15 protein-coding genes are annotated in these 19,854 nt (G+C 63.1%); 13 read left to right on the forward strand and 2 right to left on the reverse strand.

What is annotated here, in order from left to right:
* The first annotated feature begins 41 nt into the window (after positions 1-41).
* A complete protein-coding gene (gene polA / locus ACP8LP_RS04015) occupies positions 42-2,720 on the forward strand; it encodes a DNA polymerase I (protein ID WP_036975887.1) in 2,679 nt (892 codons plus the stop codon).
* Positions 2,721-3,090: 370 nt separating this feature from the next.
* Here the strand turns inward: polA and ACP8LP_RS04020 are convergent, their stop codons facing one another.
* Entirely contained in the window at positions 3,091-3,852 is a 762-nt protein-coding gene (locus tag ACP8LP_RS04020; RefSeq protein WP_016667335.1) for a class F sortase, read from the reverse strand.
* Between the two features lie 313 nt (positions 3,853-4,165).
* On the opposite strand from ACP8LP_RS04020, the gene rpsA reads away from it, so the two are divergent.
* Complete coding sequence (gene rpsA / locus ACP8LP_RS04025; protein WP_004811777.1) at positions 4,166-5,662, forward strand: 30S ribosomal protein S1; 1,497 nt, start codon at positions 4,166-4,168, stop codon at positions 5,660-5,662.
* 118 nt (positions 5,663-5,780) lie between these two features.
* On the opposite strand, the gene ACP8LP_RS04030 is transcribed toward rpsA, so the two are convergent.
* Positions 5,781-5,954: a hypothetical protein gene (locus ACP8LP_RS04030; RefSeq protein ID WP_016667336.1), complete on the reverse strand. Its 174-nt coding sequence runs from the start codon at positions 5,952-5,954 to the stop codon at positions 5,781-5,783.
* Between the two features lie 374 nt (positions 5,955-6,328).
* On the opposite strand from ACP8LP_RS04030, the gene ACP8LP_RS04035 reads away from it, so the two are divergent.
* The 11 genes from ACP8LP_RS04035 (at position 6,329) to ACP8LP_RS04085 (ending at position 19,699) form a co-directional block, all read left to right on the forward strand.
* A complete protein-coding gene (locus ACP8LP_RS04035; RefSeq protein ID WP_016667337.1) occupies positions 6,329-7,741 on the forward strand; it encodes an HtaA domain-containing protein in 1,413 nt (470 codons plus the stop codon).
* A gap of 262 nt (positions 7,742-8,003) precedes the next feature.
* Positions 8,004-8,903, forward strand: a complete 900-nt coding sequence (locus tag ACP8LP_RS04040; protein ID WP_147612095.1) for a heme/hemin ABC transporter substrate-binding protein — start codon at positions 8,004-8,006, stop codon at positions 8,901-8,903.
* Complete coding sequence (locus ACP8LP_RS04045) at positions 8,900-9,946, forward strand: FecCD family ABC transporter permease (protein WP_016667339.1); 1,047 nt, start codon at positions 8,900-8,902, stop codon at positions 9,944-9,946. The genes ACP8LP_RS04040 and ACP8LP_RS04045 overlap by 4 nt, the downstream gene beginning before the upstream one ends.
* Positions 9,946-10,752, forward strand: coding sequence for a heme ABC transporter ATP-binding protein (locus ACP8LP_RS04050; RefSeq protein WP_063279992.1), 807 nt, complete (start codon positions 9,946-9,948; stop codon positions 10,750-10,752). The genes ACP8LP_RS04045 and ACP8LP_RS04050 overlap by 1 nt, the downstream gene beginning before the upstream one ends.
* Positions 10,752-12,437 carry an ABC transporter ATP-binding protein/permease gene (locus ACP8LP_RS04055; protein ID WP_484483356.1) on the forward strand — a complete coding sequence of 562 codons (1,686 nt, stop codon included), beginning with the start codon at positions 10,752-10,754 and terminating at the stop codon, positions 12,435-12,437. The genes ACP8LP_RS04050 and ACP8LP_RS04055 overlap by 1 nt, the downstream gene beginning before the upstream one ends.
* Positions 12,434-14,107, forward strand: a complete 1,674-nt coding sequence (locus ACP8LP_RS04060) for an amino acid ABC transporter ATP-binding/permease protein (protein ID WP_252908388.1) — start codon at positions 12,434-12,436, stop codon at positions 14,105-14,107. Before ACP8LP_RS04055 ends, ACP8LP_RS04060 begins: the two co-directional genes overlap by 4 nt.
* Before the next feature lie 38 nt (positions 14,108-14,145).
* The gene (locus tag ACP8LP_RS04065; protein WP_016667343.1) at positions 14,146-14,637 is read left to right on the forward strand and encodes a hypothetical protein; all 492 of its coding nucleotides are present in this window, start codon (positions 14,146-14,148) and stop codon (positions 14,635-14,637) included.
* Positions 14,637-15,263, forward strand: a complete 627-nt coding sequence (gene coaE, locus ACP8LP_RS04070; protein ID WP_016667344.1) for a dephospho-CoA kinase — start codon at positions 14,637-14,639, stop codon at positions 15,261-15,263. Before ACP8LP_RS04065 ends, coaE begins: the two co-directional genes overlap by 1 nt.
* Positions 15,264-15,321: 58 nt before the next feature.
* Complete coding sequence (locus ACP8LP_RS04075) at positions 15,322-16,332, forward strand: YeiH family protein (protein ID WP_036975893.1); 1,011 nt, start codon at positions 15,322-15,324, stop codon at positions 16,330-16,332.
* 63 nt (positions 16,333-16,395) lie between these two features.
* On the forward strand, positions 16,396-18,501 hold the full coding sequence (gene uvrB / locus ACP8LP_RS04080; protein ID WP_016667346.1) for an excinuclease ABC subunit UvrB: 2,106 nt from the start codon (positions 16,396-16,398) through the stop codon (positions 18,499-18,501).
* 205 nt (positions 18,502-18,706) lie between these two features.
* A complete protein-coding gene (locus tag ACP8LP_RS04085) occupies positions 18,707-19,699 on the forward strand; it encodes a TerC family protein (protein WP_016667347.1) in 993 nt (330 codons plus the stop codon).
* Positions 19,700-19,854: the final 155 nt, after the last annotated feature.

Consider the following 19,854-nt stretch of genomic DNA (forward strand, 5'->3'; position numbering starts at 1 on the left):
ATCCCTCAAGACTGTCCGCGGTGTCCTCTAAAGTCGAGGGCATGAGCGAGACGACGCAGCCCACCCTCATGGTCCTCGATGGGCATTCCATGGCCTTCCGGGCTTTCTATGCCTTGCCGGTGGAGAACTTCATCACCTCGACGGGTCAGCACACCAATGCGGTGCACGGTTTTGTCGCCATGCTCATCAACCTGCTGCGTAACGAGAAGCCCACGCACATCGCGGTGGCGTGGGACCTTGCCGGTGGTACCTTCCGAACCACTGAGTACTCCGAGTACAAGGCGGGACGAGCCGCCACTCCGCCGGAATTCCCCGGCCAGATCGACCTCATCAAGGAGGTCCTCGACGCCCTCCACATCGTTCATCTGTCCAAGGAGAACTACGAGGCCGATGACATTCTCGCCACCTTGTCCACCCGGGCGACCGCTGAGGGGTTCAAGTCCTTGCTCGTCTCAGGGGACCGGGACGCCATGCAGCTCGTCAATGACCAGGTGACGGTGCTCTATCCGCGCAAGGGTGTCTCGGACCTCGCCCGCATGACACCGGAAGGCGTCGAGGAGAAGTATCTCGTGCCCCCCGCTCGTTACCCCGAGCTGGCGGCCTTGGTGGGGGAGAGCGCTGACCATCTTCCCGGCGTTCCCGGGGTTGGCCCCAAGACGGCTGTGAAGTGGCTCAACGCCTATGACGGTCTGGAGAACCTCATTCGTGAGGCTGACACCGTCAGGGGCAAGGCGGGCCAATCCTTCCGTGACCATCTCGACGACGTCATTCGTAACCGCAAACTCAACGCCCTGGTCCGTGACCTCGACCTTGACGTTACCCTGGCCGACCTTGCTCGTCAGGCCTGGGATCCCAAGGCCACCCGCGCGGTCTTCGACACCCTCGAGTTCCGTACCCTGTGGGATCGTGTGCGTGTGCTGGCATCCGAGTCGGATGCCGATGAGGTCGTCGAGATCGACGAGACCCTTGACGTCTCCGGCGCGGCGCTCGAGCCGGGCACCTTGGGAGACTGGCTCTCCACGGTGGAAGGCCGGATCGGTGTTGACGTCACGGGCACCTGGGGCAGTGGGGCCGGTGACGTGGAGGCCGTGGCGTTGGGAGCCGGAGACGGCACTGCGGTGTGGTTCGACACAGCTGATCTCGGCCCGGGTGACGAGAAGGCCTTTGCACAATGGCTCGCAGACGAGGCCCATGCGAAGGCGATGCATTCGGCCAAGGGCCCGGTGGAGGCGTTGGCCGAGCGCGGCTGGGAGGTCAATGGGCTCACCTGCGACACCGAGCTTGCCTCGTACCTGCTGCACCCGGATCGCCGCACTCACAAGTTCGACGACGCGGTGCGCACCCACCTCAACGTCACCTTGGGTGAGGAGGAGGACCAGTCCGACCAAGGGATGCTCGACTTCGGGGACGACCGGTCCGCTGAAACCATGGAGGGGGCGGTGGCGGTCACCAAGCTGGCCGACGTCATGGAGAAGGAGGTCGAGGCTCGCGGCGGGTCCGAGCTGCTCCACGACGTCGAGATGAGGGTGCAGCGGTGCCTCATCTCGATGGAGCGGGCCGGTATCGCCGTCGACACCGACGTTCTGGAAGGGCTGCGATCCGAATTCGACGAGCGTGTCACTCGCGCCCAGGAGGCTGCCTGGGAGGCGGCTGGTGAGAAGATCAATCTGTCCTCTCCCAAGCAGTTGCAGGGGATACTCTTCGACAAGCTCGACATGCCGAAGACCCGGCGCACCAAGTCCGGATACACCACCGACGCCGATGCGCTGGCTGGTCTGTACGAGAAGACCGAGCATCCCTTCCTGGCCCATCTGCTGGAGCATCGCGATGCCATCAAGTTGCGTCAGACCGTCGACGGACTGCTCAAGGAAGTTCGTGACGACGGCCGGGTCCACACCACTTACATGCAGACGATCGCCGCGACCGGACGCCTGTCGAGCAAGGATCCGAACCTGCAGAACATTCCCATGCGCACCGAGGAGGGACGACGCATTCGGGAAGGATTCGTCGTCGGTGAGGGGTATGAGTCCCTCATGAGTGCCGACTATTCCCAGATTGAGATGCGGATCATGGCTCATGTCTCGGGGGATCAGTCCCTCATCGACGCCTTCCGGTCTGGGCAGGATTTCCATACGGTGACGGCCTCGCACGTCTTCGGAGTGGCTCCTGAGGATGTCAGTGTCGCCCAACGTTCCAAGATCAAGGCCATGAACTACGGTCTGGCCTACGGTCTGAGCGCCTATGGGCTGTCCAACCAGCTCAAGGTGAGCGTCGGCGAGGCCAAGGAACTCATGGCTGATTACTTCAGCATCTTCGGGAAGGTCCATGAATATCTCGAGGAGGTCGTCGACCAGGCCCGTCATCAGGGATACACCGAGACCCTGCTGGGACGCCGTCGCTACCTTCCCGACCTCACCTCGACCAATCGCCAGCGTCGCGAGATGGCGGAACGCGCCGCCCTCAACGCACCCATCCAGGGATCGGCCGCAGATCTCATCAAGCTCGCCATGCTCGCCACCGACGAGAAACTTGACGAGGCTGGTCTGACGAGTCGCGTCCTGCTGCAGGTCCATGACGAGCTTATCCTCGAGGTCGCCAATGGCGAGGAGAAGAGGGTCCGCGAGATCGTCACCGACGCGATGGTCCACGCCATGGAATTGTCAGTGCCGCTGACGGTGTCGATTGGCGTCGGACGGTCGTGGTTCGACGCTGCGCACTGAGCCCGGCCAGTGAGACAACAGGGCGCATCGACTGGAGCACTCCTCCTCCCGTCATCAATGGTGACGGTCACTCGATGTCGAACCAGGCTGGGGCGAAGCGTTCGTTCCGGACGGGAAGGTCGTAGGCGCAGCCGGGCCAGATGGCGGTAATTGCCCGTGCGGGTGTCGACGTATCAGGCCGAGCCGCCGTCGGAGGTCTACACCGTGTTGCAGGGGCCACTCGCGCAGCAGTCATTTCACGTCTTGTCGGCCTCAGCCGTCGGATCCACCGACTTCTCACCCGTCGCATGACGGTAGAGGTCAGACCCGTACTGATGCTCCACGAACGGGCCATGACCCGCCCCGGGGTGGCCTCAGATGAGGTTGACGATCACGCGACCGGGTCGGCGTAGAACAGCACCCGTGACTCATGACCCTTGCCCTTGACATAGTCCCAGCACACGACAATGACTGCCTGGGCCGGACCGTTGTCATCGTAGAGGATCGTCGAGTTGGGGTCATAGTCCTTGACCCACACCTTCACGTTGTGGGTGTACCTATAGCAGACCGTATTCCCGGACGTGTCAGAGAACCGGATGATGTCTCCCGGCTTGATGCCGTTGTCCCTGCTGTACATCCTGTTCCCCAGCGCCTCTCCAACATGGAAGGTGTGCGAGGTAAGAACGACGTTGCCCCTGTTGGAACCGACCTTGGGACCTTGGTTGAACCAGGCCATCGAGGAAGGATCGTCGCGCGGGGGCGCCCCTGCTGCTCCGGCGCTGTCGAGGCCGCGCGAGAGAACCTTGGCGGAGACGTTCAGGTGGTCGATCGAGTACTTGACCGGCACGATGGGCCTCGGGTTCTTCATGCAACCGGCCGGGACGGGGCCCTTCTTCTTGGCGGACGCCGCTGGCGCGGCTGACGTCGATGCAGATGTCGCCGAACCAGGACCACCAGCAGAGTCGTCGCCGTTATCGCGTTGGACGATGACAGCGGCGATGGCGGCGACAACAAGAGCGATGACAACCGCGAGAGCAACAATTCGCCAACGTGGGCTGCCTGACTGTGTGCTGTCGCCGGCATGGGTGGCTGAGCTGCGCGACGACGTCGACTCGGTGGGTGGTTCACCGTGTCGGGGAGACTGATCAGTCATAACTGTGATGTCCTCCAAGGCTTACGAGGGATTCAGTCTCGGGATGTGGTACCCGAATGGGGAAGGATCCGAGAAGGTGGATCCAGAGGCAGATTACCTCGTTGCGGGACAAACCTCGTATCGAACTGGAGGTTGTATCGACCGTGTGTGCCGCGAACTGGGGAAGGACGGTTGACCCTCCTGTGCTGGGGTATTACGCTTGCTGCTGCGTTGTGGTCTGTGCGATCTCGGACGGGAGTAGATCGTGCTCGATCACCAAGGTCGGGGCTGCGGCGCGTTTCAAACCACCTGACATCAATCGGAGTCCTACTACATGACCTCCTCCACTGAGGCCTCCACCTCGAACCCGGTCGACATCGACCAGCAGAATGCCGCCAACACCGCCGATGGATCCGTGGCGGTTGACGACCTTGGCAGCCCGGAGGCCTTCCTGGCCGCTGTGGACGCCACCATCAAGTACTTTAACGACGGCGACATCGTTTCTGGCACCGTCGTCAAGGTGGACCGCGACGAGGTTCTCCTTGACATCGGTTACAAGACCGAGGGCGTCATCCCGTCCAAGGAGTTGTCGATCAAGCATGACGTGGACCCCTTCGAGGTCGTCAACGTCGGTGACGAGATCGAGGCCCTCGTCCAGCAGAAGGAGGACAAGGAGGGTCGCCTCATCCTGTCCAAGAAGCGCGCTCAGTATGAGCGCGCCTGGGGCACGATCGAGCAGATCAAGGAAGAGGATGGCGTCGTCACCGGTACCGTCATCGAGGTCGTCAAGGGTGGTCTGATCGTCGACATCGGCCTGCGTGGCTTCCTTCCCGCATCCCTCGTCGAGATGCGCCGCGTCCGCGATCTCCAGCCCTACGTCGGCCAGGAGATCGAGGCCAAGATCATCGAGCTCGACAAGAACCGCAACAACGTTGTGCTGTCTCGTCGTGCCTGGCTCGAGCAGACCCAGTCCGAGGTTCGCCAGAACTTCCTGCACCAGCTGCAGAAGGGGCAGATCCGCAAGGGCGTCGTCTCCTCGATCGTCAACTTCGGTGCCTTCGTCGACCTCGGTGGGGTGGACGGCCTGGTTCACGTCTCCGAGCTGTCCTGGAAGCACATCGACCACCCGAGCGAGGTCGTCGAGGTCGGTCAGCCCGTCACCGTTGAGGTGTTGGACGTCGACATGGATCGCGAGCGCGTCTCGCTGTCCCTCAAGGCGACCCAGGAAGATCCGTGGCAGGCCTTCGCCCGTCTGCACCAGATTGGCCAGATCGTTCCCGGTAAGGTCACCAAGCTCGTTCCGTTCGGTGCCTTCGTCCGCGTCGAGGATGGTATCGAGGGCTTGGTCCACGTCTCCGAGCTGGCTGAGCGCCACGTCGAGATCCCGGAGCAGGTCGTCAGCGTCAACGACGATGTCATGGTCAAGATCATCGACATCGACCTCGATCGTCGCCGCATCTCGCTGTCCCTCAAGCAGGCCAACGAGGGCATCGACGTCGAGTCCGACGAGTTCGACCCGTCGCTCTACGGCATGACCGCCTCTTACGACGAGGACGGCAACTACATCTACCCCGAGGGCTTCGATCCGGAGACCAACGACTGGAAGCCGGGCTACGACGAGCAGCGCATCGCCTGGGAGCAGCAGTACGCCGAGGCCCAGGCTCGCTGGGAGGCTCATCGCAAGCAGGTCATCGATGCCGAGCAGGCCGAGCAGGAGGCCGCCCTCAACGACGGTGGAGCCCAGTCGTCCTACACCAGTGGCCCGGCCGAGGGCTCGCTGGCTTCTGACGAGGCCCTGCAGGCTCTCCGCGACAAGCTGACCCACAACTGATTGGTCAGTTGTTGACCCATCGCAACGTCGAGGGGCCCCGCCATCGTGGCGGGGCCCCTCGTGTTTCATCAGCTGGCCGGGCCGAGGCGGGCCCTGATAGGTCGGGGCAGCCACGGTCTTACTTGGTCGCGGCCTCCTCGAGAGTCTTGCCGTAGCGCTTCTCGAACCAGGGGGTGATGGCCTTATTCTCCCCCTCGGTGACCTTGGTGACCATGTCCCAGCGCCCCATCTTCTTGAGCTTCGCGGTGATGTCGTGGTGGACGGCGACGATGACGATTCGTGGGAACCGCATCCAGCCAGCGCAGCGACGGCTGCTGTCATCAGGACGACGCGGCGCGAAATCTGAACCATGGTACTCACCCTTGCCTCGAGAGTGTGTGACGCCCGTCGACCAGGTCGGGCTTGTCACGGGGGAGTGACACACCGTTGCGGGACAGCTCCGGATTCTCACCGGTATTCGTCGTCGAAGGGACGGTTGCGTGGCAACAGTCGGGAGTTTAGCAAGGCTGAAGAGGGTGCCCCTTACCATGGGCCCTTTCCACAAAGTCTCCTTCTGCTCACATGGCTGCGACCAGCATTTTCACCCTTGCACACAATACTTAGCTGAGGCTAACCGTTTGGAACGGCTCAAGGTGAGCCGAATCGATCAGCAAAGGGGGACGCCTCATGACCACATCGGCCATGCGCAGACTTGTCGCCAGCGTGCTCGGGGCCATGCTGACCCTGGCTGGCGCTCTTGTCGCTCCGGCAGCGTGGGCGACCGACGGTCCGACTGTGACCGTCTCACAAGCATCCCGGGATGGCGGCAAGGTCACCATCACCGGAAAGGGATTCGCGACCAAAGGGACCGGCGTGTACGTTGCCGTCGCGCCCGCGTCGGTCAAGCAGTTCTACGGTAATTCGGACAAATTCGTCGGGTACGACCCGAACAAGCCCATGACGGAGTCCACCTCCACGATCTGGGTCCACCCGCCGGCGATGAAGGACGTGGGTTCCAAGTTCACCCAGGGCGCGCCTATGGCCGCGGATGGTTCGTTCACCATCAAGATGTACGTTCCTGCCTTTGAGAAGGACAAGGGCTACGTCGTTCTGACCAGCAAGGCTCATGGCGTCGGGATGCGCGACAAGTCCGATGACACTCGTACCCCGGTGACCTACCAGGCCGCCCCGGTTCCTCCGGCGCCAAAGCCATCGATCGCTCCGTCGACCCCGGTCAAGCCCAGCACCCCGTCCAAGTCCAGCAAGCCCGTCGAGCCCAGCATGCCGGCCAAGCCCAGTGTTTCTGCCAAGCCGTCCCCCACTCTCAAGTCCGCACCGGTGAAGCCGGTTGTCACCACCCCGGCCCCCCACCGCACCATCACCAGGAAGGTCTGCACCAACGGCCGGTCCAAGGTCACCGCCGGTTCCCTCAGGTGGGGTCTGCGCACCTCCTTCACCAGCTACCTGCGTGGCCCGATCGCCAATGGTTCCTGGAAGCTGTCGGACGGCGCCGACTGGAACGGTTCGGCCTTCACCTTCCCGCTGCGCAGCGGGTCATTCGATCCCGCCACCAAGTCGGGCACTCTCAACTACTCCGGGACCGTCCACATGACTGGTCACAACGGCATCCTGGACATGACGATCTCCAACCCCACCCTGGTCATCAAGGGGTCGACGGGTCACGTGTACATGACCGTCAAGTCCTCCTCGATGGATGGGAGGAAGACCGACTACGGGCGAGTTGACTTTGCCACCTTCTCCACTTCCACCTCTGGAAATGTCAAGATCAATGGCTCCTCGGTCAAGCTCACGGCCCAGGGTGCCAAGGCGTTTGCCGGGTTCTACAAGGCTGGTGAGCCGATGGATTCGTTGTCGTCGAGTGTCACCCTCCCGGCCGAGAAGGTCTGCCACGATGTCACCATCGATGCCGTCACCGGCAAGGTCATCAGCGGCGGTCCTGGATCCGGTCGTGGGCTGCCCGCCACCGGTGCCCTCGGACCGTCGACCGCTCGCGGCGACCTCGCTGCTGCTAGCAGCTTGGCCTTTATCGTCGTCATCTCGACGGTGGCTGCGTGCCGACGCCGCTACGCCGAGCGCTGATCCAGCCAACCTGACTCATGGGGGTGGGGTCGCCCGACCTCACCCCCCCAACCATCCTCCCGAAAGGTCGTTGCATGATCCGGATGCGCCGTCGAGTTGCCGGAGCCGGCCTCGTACTCGCGATGTTGGTTGCCGGGTGTGGCTCCTCGGCCACGCAGTCAGAAACATCGCCCCACTCCGTTGCCCCCACAACGTCCCCGCCCCCGACGCACTCGGCGACTCCGTCCACTGTGACCCTCGCAACCTTCGCGGCCTCACTGAGGTGCCGGACCTGTCGGACCCAAAGCCGGTCGACGGGTCTTTCGGCCAGAAGCTGCCAGTCACGGTCACCGACGTCGAGAACAACACGGTGACGGTCACCGACACCTCTCGGATCCTGGCCCTCGACCTCTACGGCACCCTCTCCCGTACCCTCATCGGACTGGGCATGGGGGACAAGATCGTCGGGCGCACCGTCTCGTCGACCGAGAAACAATTGCACGATCTTCCCGTCGTCACCGAGAACGGCCACACCCTCAACGTCGAGGCCATCGCCGCCCTCAAACCGACCTTCGTCATTGCCGACCGCAGCGTCGGTCCCCGTGAAGCCCTTGATCAGCTTCGCAAGTCCGGGATCCCGGTCGTCCTCGTCGACCCCCATCGCAGCGTCGACAAGACCGCTGACCTCATCCGTACGGTTGCGAAAGCAGTCGGCAAGCCCGCCGCCGGTGAAGCCTTGGTGAAGCGTGCCCGGGATGAGATCGACGCAGCCAAGGAGGAAATAACTCAGTGGGCCCCGAAGACGCCGATGAAGATCGCCTTCCTCTACGTGCGCGGCACCGCTGGGATCTTCTTCATCCTCGGCTCGCAGGACGGGGCCAGTGAGCTCATCCATGGCGTGGGAGGCGACGATGTCGCCGGAGACAAGGGCATCAAGAGCGTCGCCCCCGCGAATGCGGAGTCCCTCGTCTCCCTCAATCCGGATGCCATCTTCGTCATGAAAAACGGGTTGACGTCCACCGGTGGCATGAAGGGTCTGCTGGCGAGAGCTGGGGTGGCCAACACCACTGCGGGCAGGAACCATCGCGTCATCGCCATCCCGGACGGTATCTCCTTGTCCTTTGGACCGCAGACCGGTGAGGTGCTGACCTCGGTCGCCAAGGCACTGTACGGGGTCAAATGAGTGCTCTCGTCCAACCTGCGACTGCACGAACGGGAGTTGCCCGACGAGCGCGAACCCGAGTCGTCACCTTCATCATCCTGGTTGTCATCGTGTGCTGCCTCGTGCTGCTCTCGGCGATGGTCGGGCAGTACCGAGTCGAGGCCACTGATGTTGTCAGAGGAGTTTTTGGCGGCTCATTGGCTGACCCCCTGGCGGAGTCCGTGTTGTGGCAGATCCGGTTCCCCCGCATTGTCCTGGGCCTTCTGGTGGGAGCCAGCCTCGCGGTGGCTGGAACCGTCATGCAGGCGCTGTTCTCCAACCCGCTCGCTGAACCCGGCATCATCGGGGTCTCCTCGGGGGCTGCTGTGGGGGCATCGATCATGATCGTGGTGGCTCCCACCTTCCTGGCCGGATTCGGGGTTTCCACGGCTGCCTTTCTCTCGGGGCTGCTGGCTGCTAGCGCCGTCTACGTCATGGCGCGATCCGGACGACGGACAGAATCGACCACACTCGTGCTGACCGGCATCGCGGTGACGGCGGTCTGTTCGGCGATCACCTCGGTGTCAACCTATGTCGCCCCGACGACCGCACGAGACCAGATCGTCTTCTGGCAGATGGGTTCCCTCAACGGGGCCACCTGGAATCAGGTGGCGACGATCGGGACGGTGGCCGCCGTCGGCATCGTCTGGGCCGTGTTCATTGCCGCCAGGCTCGACACTTTGGCCCTGGGGGAGAGGGCTGCCGGGCACCTCGGTATCAACGTCAATCGGCTGAGGCTGTCCTCGATCGCGCTCACCGCCCTGCTCACCTCTGCGGCGGTGGCCTATGCCGGGGTCATCGCATTCGTCGGCCTCATCGTGCCTCATGTGCTTCGGCTGGTCATCGGGCCAGCGAACACATGGCTCATCCCGGCCTCCATGCTGGGTGGGTGCTTGCTGGTGACCCTGTCGGACGTCGCAGCTCGCACCCTTGTCCCCTACGCCGATCTTCCCATCGGCATCTTCACGGCCATCGTGGGTGGGCCGACCTTCTTCATCCTGTTGCGACGAGGGGGAGCGTCGTGATGACTCGTGCCCGTGGCGTTTCCTTTCGGTACGGGGAGCGGACAATCCTGGACGGAGTCGATCTTGACGTCCGCGCCGGAGAATTCGTCGGCTTGCTCGGGCCCAACGGGGCCGGCAAGACGACTCTGCTGAGCGTGCTGTGCGGAGACCTCGACGGTTGGCAGGGAACCGTTGAACTCGACAGGGTTCCGCTGCAGGATATCGCGCGACCCGACCTGGCCCTCCGCCGCTCCGTGATGCCCCAGTTCAGCGAGTTCCCGTTCTCCTACCTGGTTCACGACATCGTCATGATGGGTCGTTCCCCGCATCCACGCGGCCCAGAGGACGCCATTCTCGTCGAGGCCGCGATGGAGCGCACCGAAGTCACTGGGTTGGCGGACCGAGAGGTCACCGCTCTGTCCGGGGGAGAACTCTCCCGGGTGACCCTTGCCCGGGTATTGGCCCAGGACACCCCCTGTGTGTTTCTCGACGAGCCCACTGCTGCTCTCGACATCTGTCATCAGGAACGCACCATGGAGATATGCCAGGAATTGGCTGCAGCGGGATGCGCAGTGGTTGCGGTGATGCATGACGTCGGATTGGCTGCGGCCTGCTGCGATCGCATTGCCCTGCTTTCCGCAGGAAAACTCGTGGCCGTCGGCGATCCCGAGGAGGTTATCACGGAGGGTAACCTCACTTCCGTGTACGGATGGCCCATCGACGTCATCACGTTGTCGACCGGGGATCTCGTCGTTCTGCCCAGACGTCCCTGGAACCCCACCCGCGACGAGGGAAGGACACCATGCCCAGAGATGCAACATCGGTGATGTCGCCCCGATCACCCCACCGGGCTCGACAAGTTGCTGCGGTGCACCTTCTCGAAGTTGCTGCCACGGCACTCGTCCTCGTCGCCGTGGGGCAGGCCGTCGGTGGTCGCCTTGAGGGGTTCGTCCTCGGCCCCGGGTGGTACTGGGCGATGGGAGTCGGCGGCGGCGTCGCTGCCGTAGCCGCAGGTGCAGCCATGGGGATGTCAGGTCGTCATGCCCGCGCCGAGGAGGCTGCCCTGCATCCCCGAGTACTCGACGTCCTCTATCGACGATCCCTCTCCACTCCACCTGCTCCGGATGAAGGTGACAGGGTCGTCATCCTGGCTGGTGACAACGCCGAGCGGGTGAGTGAGTACCGCCAGGTGTTCCGTCCCGACATGATCGCGGCGCTGACCACCCCCGTCCTCGTGTGCCTCGGGATCCTCATTGGTCTGGACTGGCTCACCGGACTTGTCCTGCTGGTGATGTGCCCGCTCATTCCAACCTTGATCAAGGGATTCCTCAAGCTCTTCCGCAAGAGGTCCTCGGAATCCCGGCGGGAACGAGCACGCCTGACTGCTCGCTACCTGGACGCCATCTCGAACCTCGTCCTCATAAGGATGCTGGGAGCCGGCCAGCGAGTCGAGGATGATCTGCGACAGCGAGGGGAGGTCAACCGCGGAACGATCATGAAGCTCTTGGCCGGAAACCAGGTCGTCATCATCGTCGTGGACGGCCTGTTCTCCCTCCTCTTCATCGTCATGTCGGCAGACATGGCCATGACGCGGTGGCAGAACGGCCACATCACGGCGAGCTCGGCCATCACCATCGTGCTGCTCTCGGTTCTGTTGTTGGAGCCGCTGCACCAGGTGGCGGCCTTCTTCTACATCGGCATGGGCGGCAAGGCGTCGGAGAAGGCCATTAGCAGGTGGTTCGACGAGGCTCCGCAGACCGCAGCGTCGCGTGGTTCGGTCACCAGCACAGGTGACGGTTCGGGAGCCATGTCGCTTCGCGACGTCACCGTCTGCTATGGGGACTCGCAGATCCTGCACAGCGTTGATCTCGTCATCCCGCACGGATCACGCACCGCGATCGTCGGGCGGTCAGGGGCTGGCAAGTCAACCCTCCTCGGGGTCATGACAGGGACGCTGCCCCCGCACTGTGGTCAGGTCGTCGTTGACGGCCTTGACGCCGAGATGGCTGAGGCCGGCGCCATCCGTGGAGCAAGTGCATCGGTCAACCAGCGGACCTGGTTGTTTGCCGGCACGATCGCCGACAACCTCGCTGTCGCTAATCCGCATGCCACCGCCGAGCAAATGTGGGAAGCGCTGAGACGCGCGGACATCGCCGACGATGTGGCGTCAATGCCTCGTGAATTGAATTCTGATGTCGGTGAACAGGGTTGCCTGCTCTCGGGCGGCCAGGCCCAGCGCATCTCGCTGGCTCGGGCCTTCCTGTCCGGGCGGAAGATCCTCCTGCTCGACGAGCCCACCTCCCACGTGGACATGGATTCCGAACAGCGCATCATCGACGCCATCTCCAGGATTGGTGACGACACCACGGTCGTCATGGTCACCCATCGACGCCGTCTCCTGGATTTGGCCCGTGACGTCTACCGGGTCACGGACGGCACCCTCGTGCCAGTCGGCGCCGACGGGGTGACCGGTGAGGACCTTGACAGAGTCGAGAGCGAGGACCGAGTATGACCGAACCGTCGACACACGAGGTCGTGACGTGGCTCACCGGAATCACACGTCCGGTTCATCCTCCTCTCTACTTCTCGGCCGTCATGAGGATCGTCCACCTGGTTGCCGACATGGGGCTGTTCGCAGTGGCGGCCGGCGGAATGGTTGCCGTCGTCACTTCCGGATGGTCGGTGTGGGCCTGGCTGGGATGGTTGGTCGCGCTGGCCCTGGTGCAGGCCGTGACCTTCTACCTGGAGCAGTTCAGCGGTCATTACGTGGCCTTCAAGGCCCTCGAGGTGTTGCGAACGCACGCCTTCTCCCAGCTGTGGCCCAAGGCTCCGGCCGTCGTCAGCCATTCGCGCACCGGTGACGTTCTCGCCAGTCTCACCCGAGACGTCGACCGCATCGAGGTCGTCTACGCGCACACCTTTGCTCCCGTCGTGGCGGCTTTCCTGGCCCCTCTCATCGCTGTCGTTACAGGCGGAGCACTCTACGGATGGTCGGTGGTGGCCACACCTGCCGTCGTGCTGGTGGCTCTCATTGCAGTCCTACTCGTCGTCGGGACGAGATCGAGTCTGGATGCCACCCACGAGGTCCTCGGACTGAGACGCGAGCTCGCGGCTCACGTCACGGATTCCGTCTTCGGCGCAGCTGAAGTGGTGGGATACGGTCGCCAGCAGGACCGGATGGCCGAGATGGCTCATCTTGACGGGCAGATCGCGGAAGGATCGGCCAAGGCCCGTCGATACGTCGCCGTCCGACGGGCTGCGTGCGTGGCGGCGGCAATGGGGATCGTCGTCTCGGTGACCCTGATGGCGATCCACGAGGGGATCGGCGCTGTGGGGGTGTGCGCTCTGGCCGCCGCTGGTCTGAGGATTGTCGAGGGACCGCGCGGGATTGAGGACGCCGTCGGGTATCTCGACCATTCCCTGGCGGCGGCGCGACGATTGTGGCAGATCAGCCACTCGCCCATGGAGGTCGTGGATGGACCACGAGAACTGTGCTTGGACCATGCTCCGACAGTCGAATGGCGCGACGTCACCTTCTCCTACCGCGAGGCCGATGGAACAGTTTTGGCTCCTGCTCTTGAAGACGTGAGCCTCAGCGTTCCTGCAGGTGGGCACATCGTCGTGACCGGGGCGTCCGGTTCAGGCAAGACGACCTTGGTGAATCTGCTGCTGCGCCATCACGACCCTGACTCCGGACAGATCCTCCTCGACGGTGAGCCGGTCTCGTCGTTCACCTTGGACTCCCTGCGTCGCACCATGGCGGTGGTGTCCCAGCGCGTGGAGCTGCTCAACGCCTCGATCGCGGACAACCTACGACTGGCCGTTCCCAATGCCAGCGACGATGACTTGTGGCAGGTGCTTGGGGAAGTCGGACTGGCCGAGGAGGTGCGAGGGATGGACCGCGGTCTGGGCACCGTCATCGGCCCACGAGGAACGAGACTGTCGGGAGGTCAAGCCCAGCGACTGACGGTGGCACGGGCCATCCTGCAGCAGCCTCGCATCCTCGTGTTGGACGAGTTCACCGCATCCCTTGATCCACGTCTGGCGGCAGAGATCCGAACCAATCTTGCACGGTGCCTGCCGGCAGTGACGGTGGTGGAGATCAGTCATGGCCAGGATCATGACGGTGAGGTCGTCGTCATGGACAGAGGACACCTGGTTGAACCGGCGACGATGGGGTGACGCGCCCTTATGCTGGTGCCACGACTGATGGAGGTGCCATGGGAGCTGCGCGAGGTGCCACGGCAGCCCTGATCCTGATCACTGCCGCCGCGATGGCCGGCTGTGCCCATTCGGACGAGGGGCCCAGTTCCGACGAGGCTGTCAGGCCGGCGGCCACCCAGGCGAGTTCCGACGTCTCCAACCTCGGGGTGGGATGCGATGCTGCGCTGGCCAACCGGATGGTCAAACCCGCCACGGTTGCCGCTGTGACAGGGTGGAAGGGCAAGACCGTCACGGTGTGCCTCATGGACTCCGACGGGAAGGTCAACGAGTCCATGCAACAGACCTTCAACGGTGACGACGACATCAAGGACGTCATCTGGGGCAATGCCGAGACCGCCCAGGACCGACCTGCCACCTGTCACCCGAAGAAGGATCAGTGGACCATGATCATCGACCAGTCGGGCAAGGCGTGGCGTCTGACCCCGTTGGACTGCGTCACGACCCCCGGCGGGTCGTTGACCCCGTCTGAGGAGAAGACGTCATCCTGATGCCACGTCGAGACGAAGAATCCCGCATCATTCGGGTTGGCTTGACGGGCGGAATTGCCAGCGGCAAGTCGACGGTGGCCCAGCTGTTGGCCGCACACGGCGCCGTGGTCATCGATTACGACCAGCTCTCCCGTGACGTCGTGGCAGTCGGATCCGAGGGGCTTCGTCAGGTCGTCGACATCTTCGGCGAGAAGGTGCTGCACGACGATGGTTCCCTGAACCGTGCTGTGCTGGGGTCCATCGTCTTTGCTGATCCCGCTGCCCGACGGCGTCTGGAAGACATCATCCACCCGCTGGTCGAGGAGGCTGCGCGACGAGTCGATGACCGAGCCCGTGGCGCAGGTGGTCAGGTCGTCGTGGTCCACGACATTCCCTTGCTCGTGGAAACTGGCAGGGCTGACGAGTTCGACACGGTTGTCGTCACCGATGTGGACCCTGCCGAGCAGGTGCGACGTGTCGTCGAGAGGGACGGGGGCCGCGAGGAGGACGCCTGGGCCAGGATTCGTGCCCAGGCTTCCCGGCAGGAGCGTCTCGAGGTTGCCGACATCGTCATTGACACCGCCCGTCCGCTTGAAGACCTTCCCGGCGAGGTCGATCGGGCCTGGGATCGCATACTCGGGAAGTGAAGAATTATGCCAGGGGGCGGTCGTTCCCTTCAGAATTGGTCGTGGTACAACATGCGCCGTGCCACAATCTGTGTCGAAACTTTTGCCCGGTTTGGGGCTGATGGCCATTGCGGCCGCAATGTCATACGGGATCAGTCACTTTGTTCCCCTGCTGTCCAGCATGCTCATCGCCATCATCCTCGGGGTGATTGCGCGTAATACCAAGTTGATCCATCCGTCAGCCGAACCTGGAGTGGCCTTCACCAACAAGGTCGTCCTGCGTACTGGTGTCGTCCTGCTCGGTCTGCGACTGTCGATACCGACGGTGATGTCGTTGGGGTGGGCTCCGATCGTCGTCATCCTCGTCACCTTGACGGTGACTTGGTTCGCCACCACCTACATCGGCCGTGCGATGAAACTGTCCGGGCCGACCCGTATCCTCACCGCCACCGGTACCGGCATCTGTGGTGCCGCAGCAGTGGCCGGTATGTCGGCTGTCGTCCGCCCCGACCTCAAGGGCGAGGAAGGACGCGGTCAGGTCGACGATGCTGCGGCCACCGCAGTGGCATCGGTGACCGTCTTCGGCACCGTGGCACTTCTGCTCCTGCCCTGGTTGGCCGGCGTCATGGGGCTGACCCCGCGTCAGACTGGCGTGTGGCTCGGGGCGTCCATCCACGAGGTTGGTCAGGTGGTCGCTGCGGGCAATATCGCCCATGTCACTGACGTCGCCGTGGTGACCAAGCTTGGTCGCGTCGTGTTGCTGGCTCCCCTCATTGCCCTGGTGGGTCTGTCTCAGAAGCGCAGTGCACAGCGTCACACCGGGACGAAGATGGGGCCGATCATCCCGCACTTCGTTGCGGGGTTTCTCATCATGGTCGTCATCCGGTCGATCTTCGATCTGCCCTCCTGGCTGGTCGGAGGGGTCAATGAGATCGCCACGATCTTGTTGACGGCCGCCATGGCTGCGATGGGTGCCGGTGTCCGCATCAAGACCATCGCATCGACTGGTGGACAGGCCATCGGGCTGGGCGCCATCTCAGCGGTTGTTGCTGCTGGTGTCTCCCTGCTTGCTGTCGTTACCCTGGTCTGAGTTCCCACCGGGCTGAATCTCGGGGGTGCCGCATCCGGGCGGCGTCGAACTAGGGTTGTCCCCATGCGTCCCGTCACCGACATCACTCGCCGTGTTGCGCCCTTCCATGTCGTCAGTGAGTTCGACCCCTCTGGCGACCAGCCGCAGGCCATTGCGGAGCTGGAGAAGAGGGTCAAGAACGGTGAGCAGGACGTCGTCCTGCTTGGTGCCACTGGTACTGGTAAGACGGCCACGGTGGCGTGGCTGGCGGAGAAGTTGCAGCGGCCGATGCTCGTCATGCAGCCCAACAAGACCCTGGCGGCCCAGTTCGCCCAGGAGCTGCGTACCTTCTTCCCGGACAATGCCGTCGAGTACTTCGTCTCGTACTACGACTATTACCAACCCGAGGCGTACATCCCTCAGACGGACACTTTCATCGAGAAGGACTCCAGTCTCAACGAGGAGGTCGAGAGGCTGCGTCACTCCGCGACGAATTCGCTGCTGACCCGGCGAGACGTCATCGTCGTGGCGACCGTCTCGGCCATCTACGGTCTGGGTACTCCGCAGGAGTATGTCGACCGGATGATCCCGTTGGAGGTCGGGCAGGAATGGGATCGTGACGAGCTGCTGCGTGACCTCGTCACCAACCAGTACGTCCGCAATGACATCTCGGGGGAGCGGGGCACCTTCCGAGTGCGCGGAGATACCCTGGAGATCTTCCCGGTCTACGAGGAGAACGCCCTGCGCGTGGAGTTCTTCGGAGACGAGATCGAGGCCCTCACGACCATGCACCCTCTTACCGGCGAGGTCGTCAGCGAGGACGAGCAGGTCTACGTCTTCCCGGCGACCCACTACGTTGCTGGACCGGAGCGCATGGAGAGGGCGATCGCGTCCATCCAGAAGGAGTTGGGGGAACGCCTCGCCGTCTTGGAGCGGGACGGGAAACTGCTGGAGGCCCAGCGACTCCGGATGCGCACCACCTACGACGTCGAGATGATGCAGCAGGTCGGCGCCTGTGCCGGTATCGAGAACTATTCGCGTCACATTGACGGACGCGCTCCCGGCTCGGCCCCGAACTGTCTGCTCGACTATTTCCCCGAGGACTTCGTGCTCGTCATCGACGAGTCCCATGTCACCGTTCCGCAGATCGGAGGCATGTACGAGGGCGACATGAGCCGTAAGCGCACCCTCGTGGAGCATGGCTTCCGACTGCCCAGCGCGATGGACAACCGCCCTCTCAAATTCGACGAGTTCACCCAGAGGATCGGCCAGACCGTCTACCTGTCGGCCACGCCCGGAGCCTACGAGACCGAGCGGGCCAATGGCGTCGTCCAGCAGATCATCCGCCCGACGGGACTGGTCGACCCTGAGATCATTGTCAAGCCCACTCGCGGCCAGATCGACGACCTCATGGCCGAGATTCGCACCCGAGTGGATCGCGGTGATCGTGTCCTGGTGACGACCCTGACCAAGAAGATGGCCGAGGATCTCACCGACTACCTCATGGAACACGGCATACGCACCCGGTACCTGCACTCGGAGATCGACACCCTCAAGCGCATCGAACTGCTCAAGGAACTGCGCATGGGAGAGTTCGACGTCCTCGTCGGCATCAACCTGTTGCGAGAGGGGCTCGATCTTCCGGAGGTGTCCCTGGTGGCCATTCTGGATGCGGACAAGGAAGGGTTCCTTCGCTCGGAACGCTCCCTCATCCAGACCGTCGGCCGTGCCGCTCGAAACGTCAACGGTCAGGTCATCATGTACGCCGACCAGATCACCGACTCGATGCGGGTCGCCATTGACGAGACGAATCGTCGTCGCGAGATCCAGATGGCCTACAACAAGGAGCATGGCATCGACCCGCAACCGCTTCGCAAGAAGATCGGCGACATCACCGAGATGCTGGCCCGCGAGGAGGCAGACACCGACGCTCTCGTCGAGAAGTTCAACTATGGCAAGGGCCATCGCGGCTACAACTCGATGATCACCGACGAGCAGCGGGCGGCCCAGGGCAAGCGCCTGGACGCCTCGAAGATGGCCGAGGAAGATCTCGGCAACCTCATCGTCGAGCTCACCGAAGAGATGCGCTCTGCTGCTGGTGAACTCAAGTTCGAAGTGGCGGCTCGTCTTCGCGACGAGATTGCGGACCTGAAGAAGGAATTGCGCCAGATGGTGGAGGCGAATCGCTAGTTCCCGCACTGTTTTCGACTCGCGTCGGATGATGCGGGTGTGAGAGGATGAAAACCCCTGGAGGGGAGTACTCCTGAGAAGAGTGTGGTCGTCATCACGATCGTGTCATCACGGTCCGGCTGCACAGCCCCGGTAAAACGGCACCTGCCGCGCCGGTGCGGACGAGACCTCCGGACCTTCTCTCTATTCCCTCGGAGGCCCGGTTTTGCACGTTCACGCGTATGTCTGGATCATCACCATCCTTGTGATGGGGGCCTTGCTCTTCTTGGACGTCATGGTCCTGGGGCGAAAGCCTCACGTCCCCTCCACCAAGGAATGTGCCACCTTCGTCGGTGTGTTCGTCGGCCTGGCAGTGTTGTTCGGCTTGGGCGTCTGGATTCTGCAAGGGCATTCCGCAGGCGGTCAGTTCTTCGCGGTGTGGTTGACCGAGTACAGCTTGTCGATCGACAACCTGTTCATCTTCCTCATCCTCATGGAGAAGTTCGACGTTCCACGGAAGCTGCAGCAATTTGCTCTGCTGGTGGGTATCATCGTCGCCCTGGTCTTCCGAGGTGTCTTCATTGCTCTGGGACAGGCGATCCTGGAAGCTTGGGCTTGGGTGTTCTTCATCTTCGGTGCTTTCCTGCTGTACTCGGCGATCGACCAGGTGCGTGAGTACCGTCACCGGGATGACGAGGATGAGGTCACCGGCGAGAACGGCCGTTTGTTGGCGTGGCTCAAGCGCACGGTTCCGACCACCGGTGACTACCGCGGTACCAGATTCTTCGTTCGTGAGAACGGCAAGATCCTGGCCACCTCGATGTTCACAGTCTGTGTCGCCCTCGGCATGACTGACCTGCTCTTCGCCCTGGACTCCATCCCAGCCTCCTACGGTCTGACGAGCGAGGGCTACCTCATCTTCACCGCCAACGTCTTTGCCCTCATGGGCCTGCGCCAGCTGTACTTCCTCATCGGAAGCCTGCTCGAGCGCCTGGTGTACCTGTCACTGGGCCTGGCGGTCATCCTGGGCTTCATCGCCCTCAAGCTCATTGGCCACGCCATGCACCACTATGGCCTGGATCAGGCGTGGTTGGGCATCAGCACGGAGATCTCGATCGGTGTGTCCCTGATCACCATCGTCGCGACCTTGGTCCTCACCACCGTCGCGAGCATCATCAAGAGCACGAGAGACGACGCAAAGACCAAGATCGAAGCCTGATCTCGGCAGGACATGAGCGGTTGGGATCACCAGCCGCGTTCCCGCCACTGGCGGAGATGAGCAGGGATGCCGCGGCGCTGTCTCGTGGTTCAGGGCAGGGGAGTGCCGAGTGGTGCCATGATGAGATGTCCTTCTGCGCGGATCTGCTCGACCGC

The sequence above is a fragment of the Cutibacterium sp. LaCa_89 genome, from assembly GCF_058177555.1.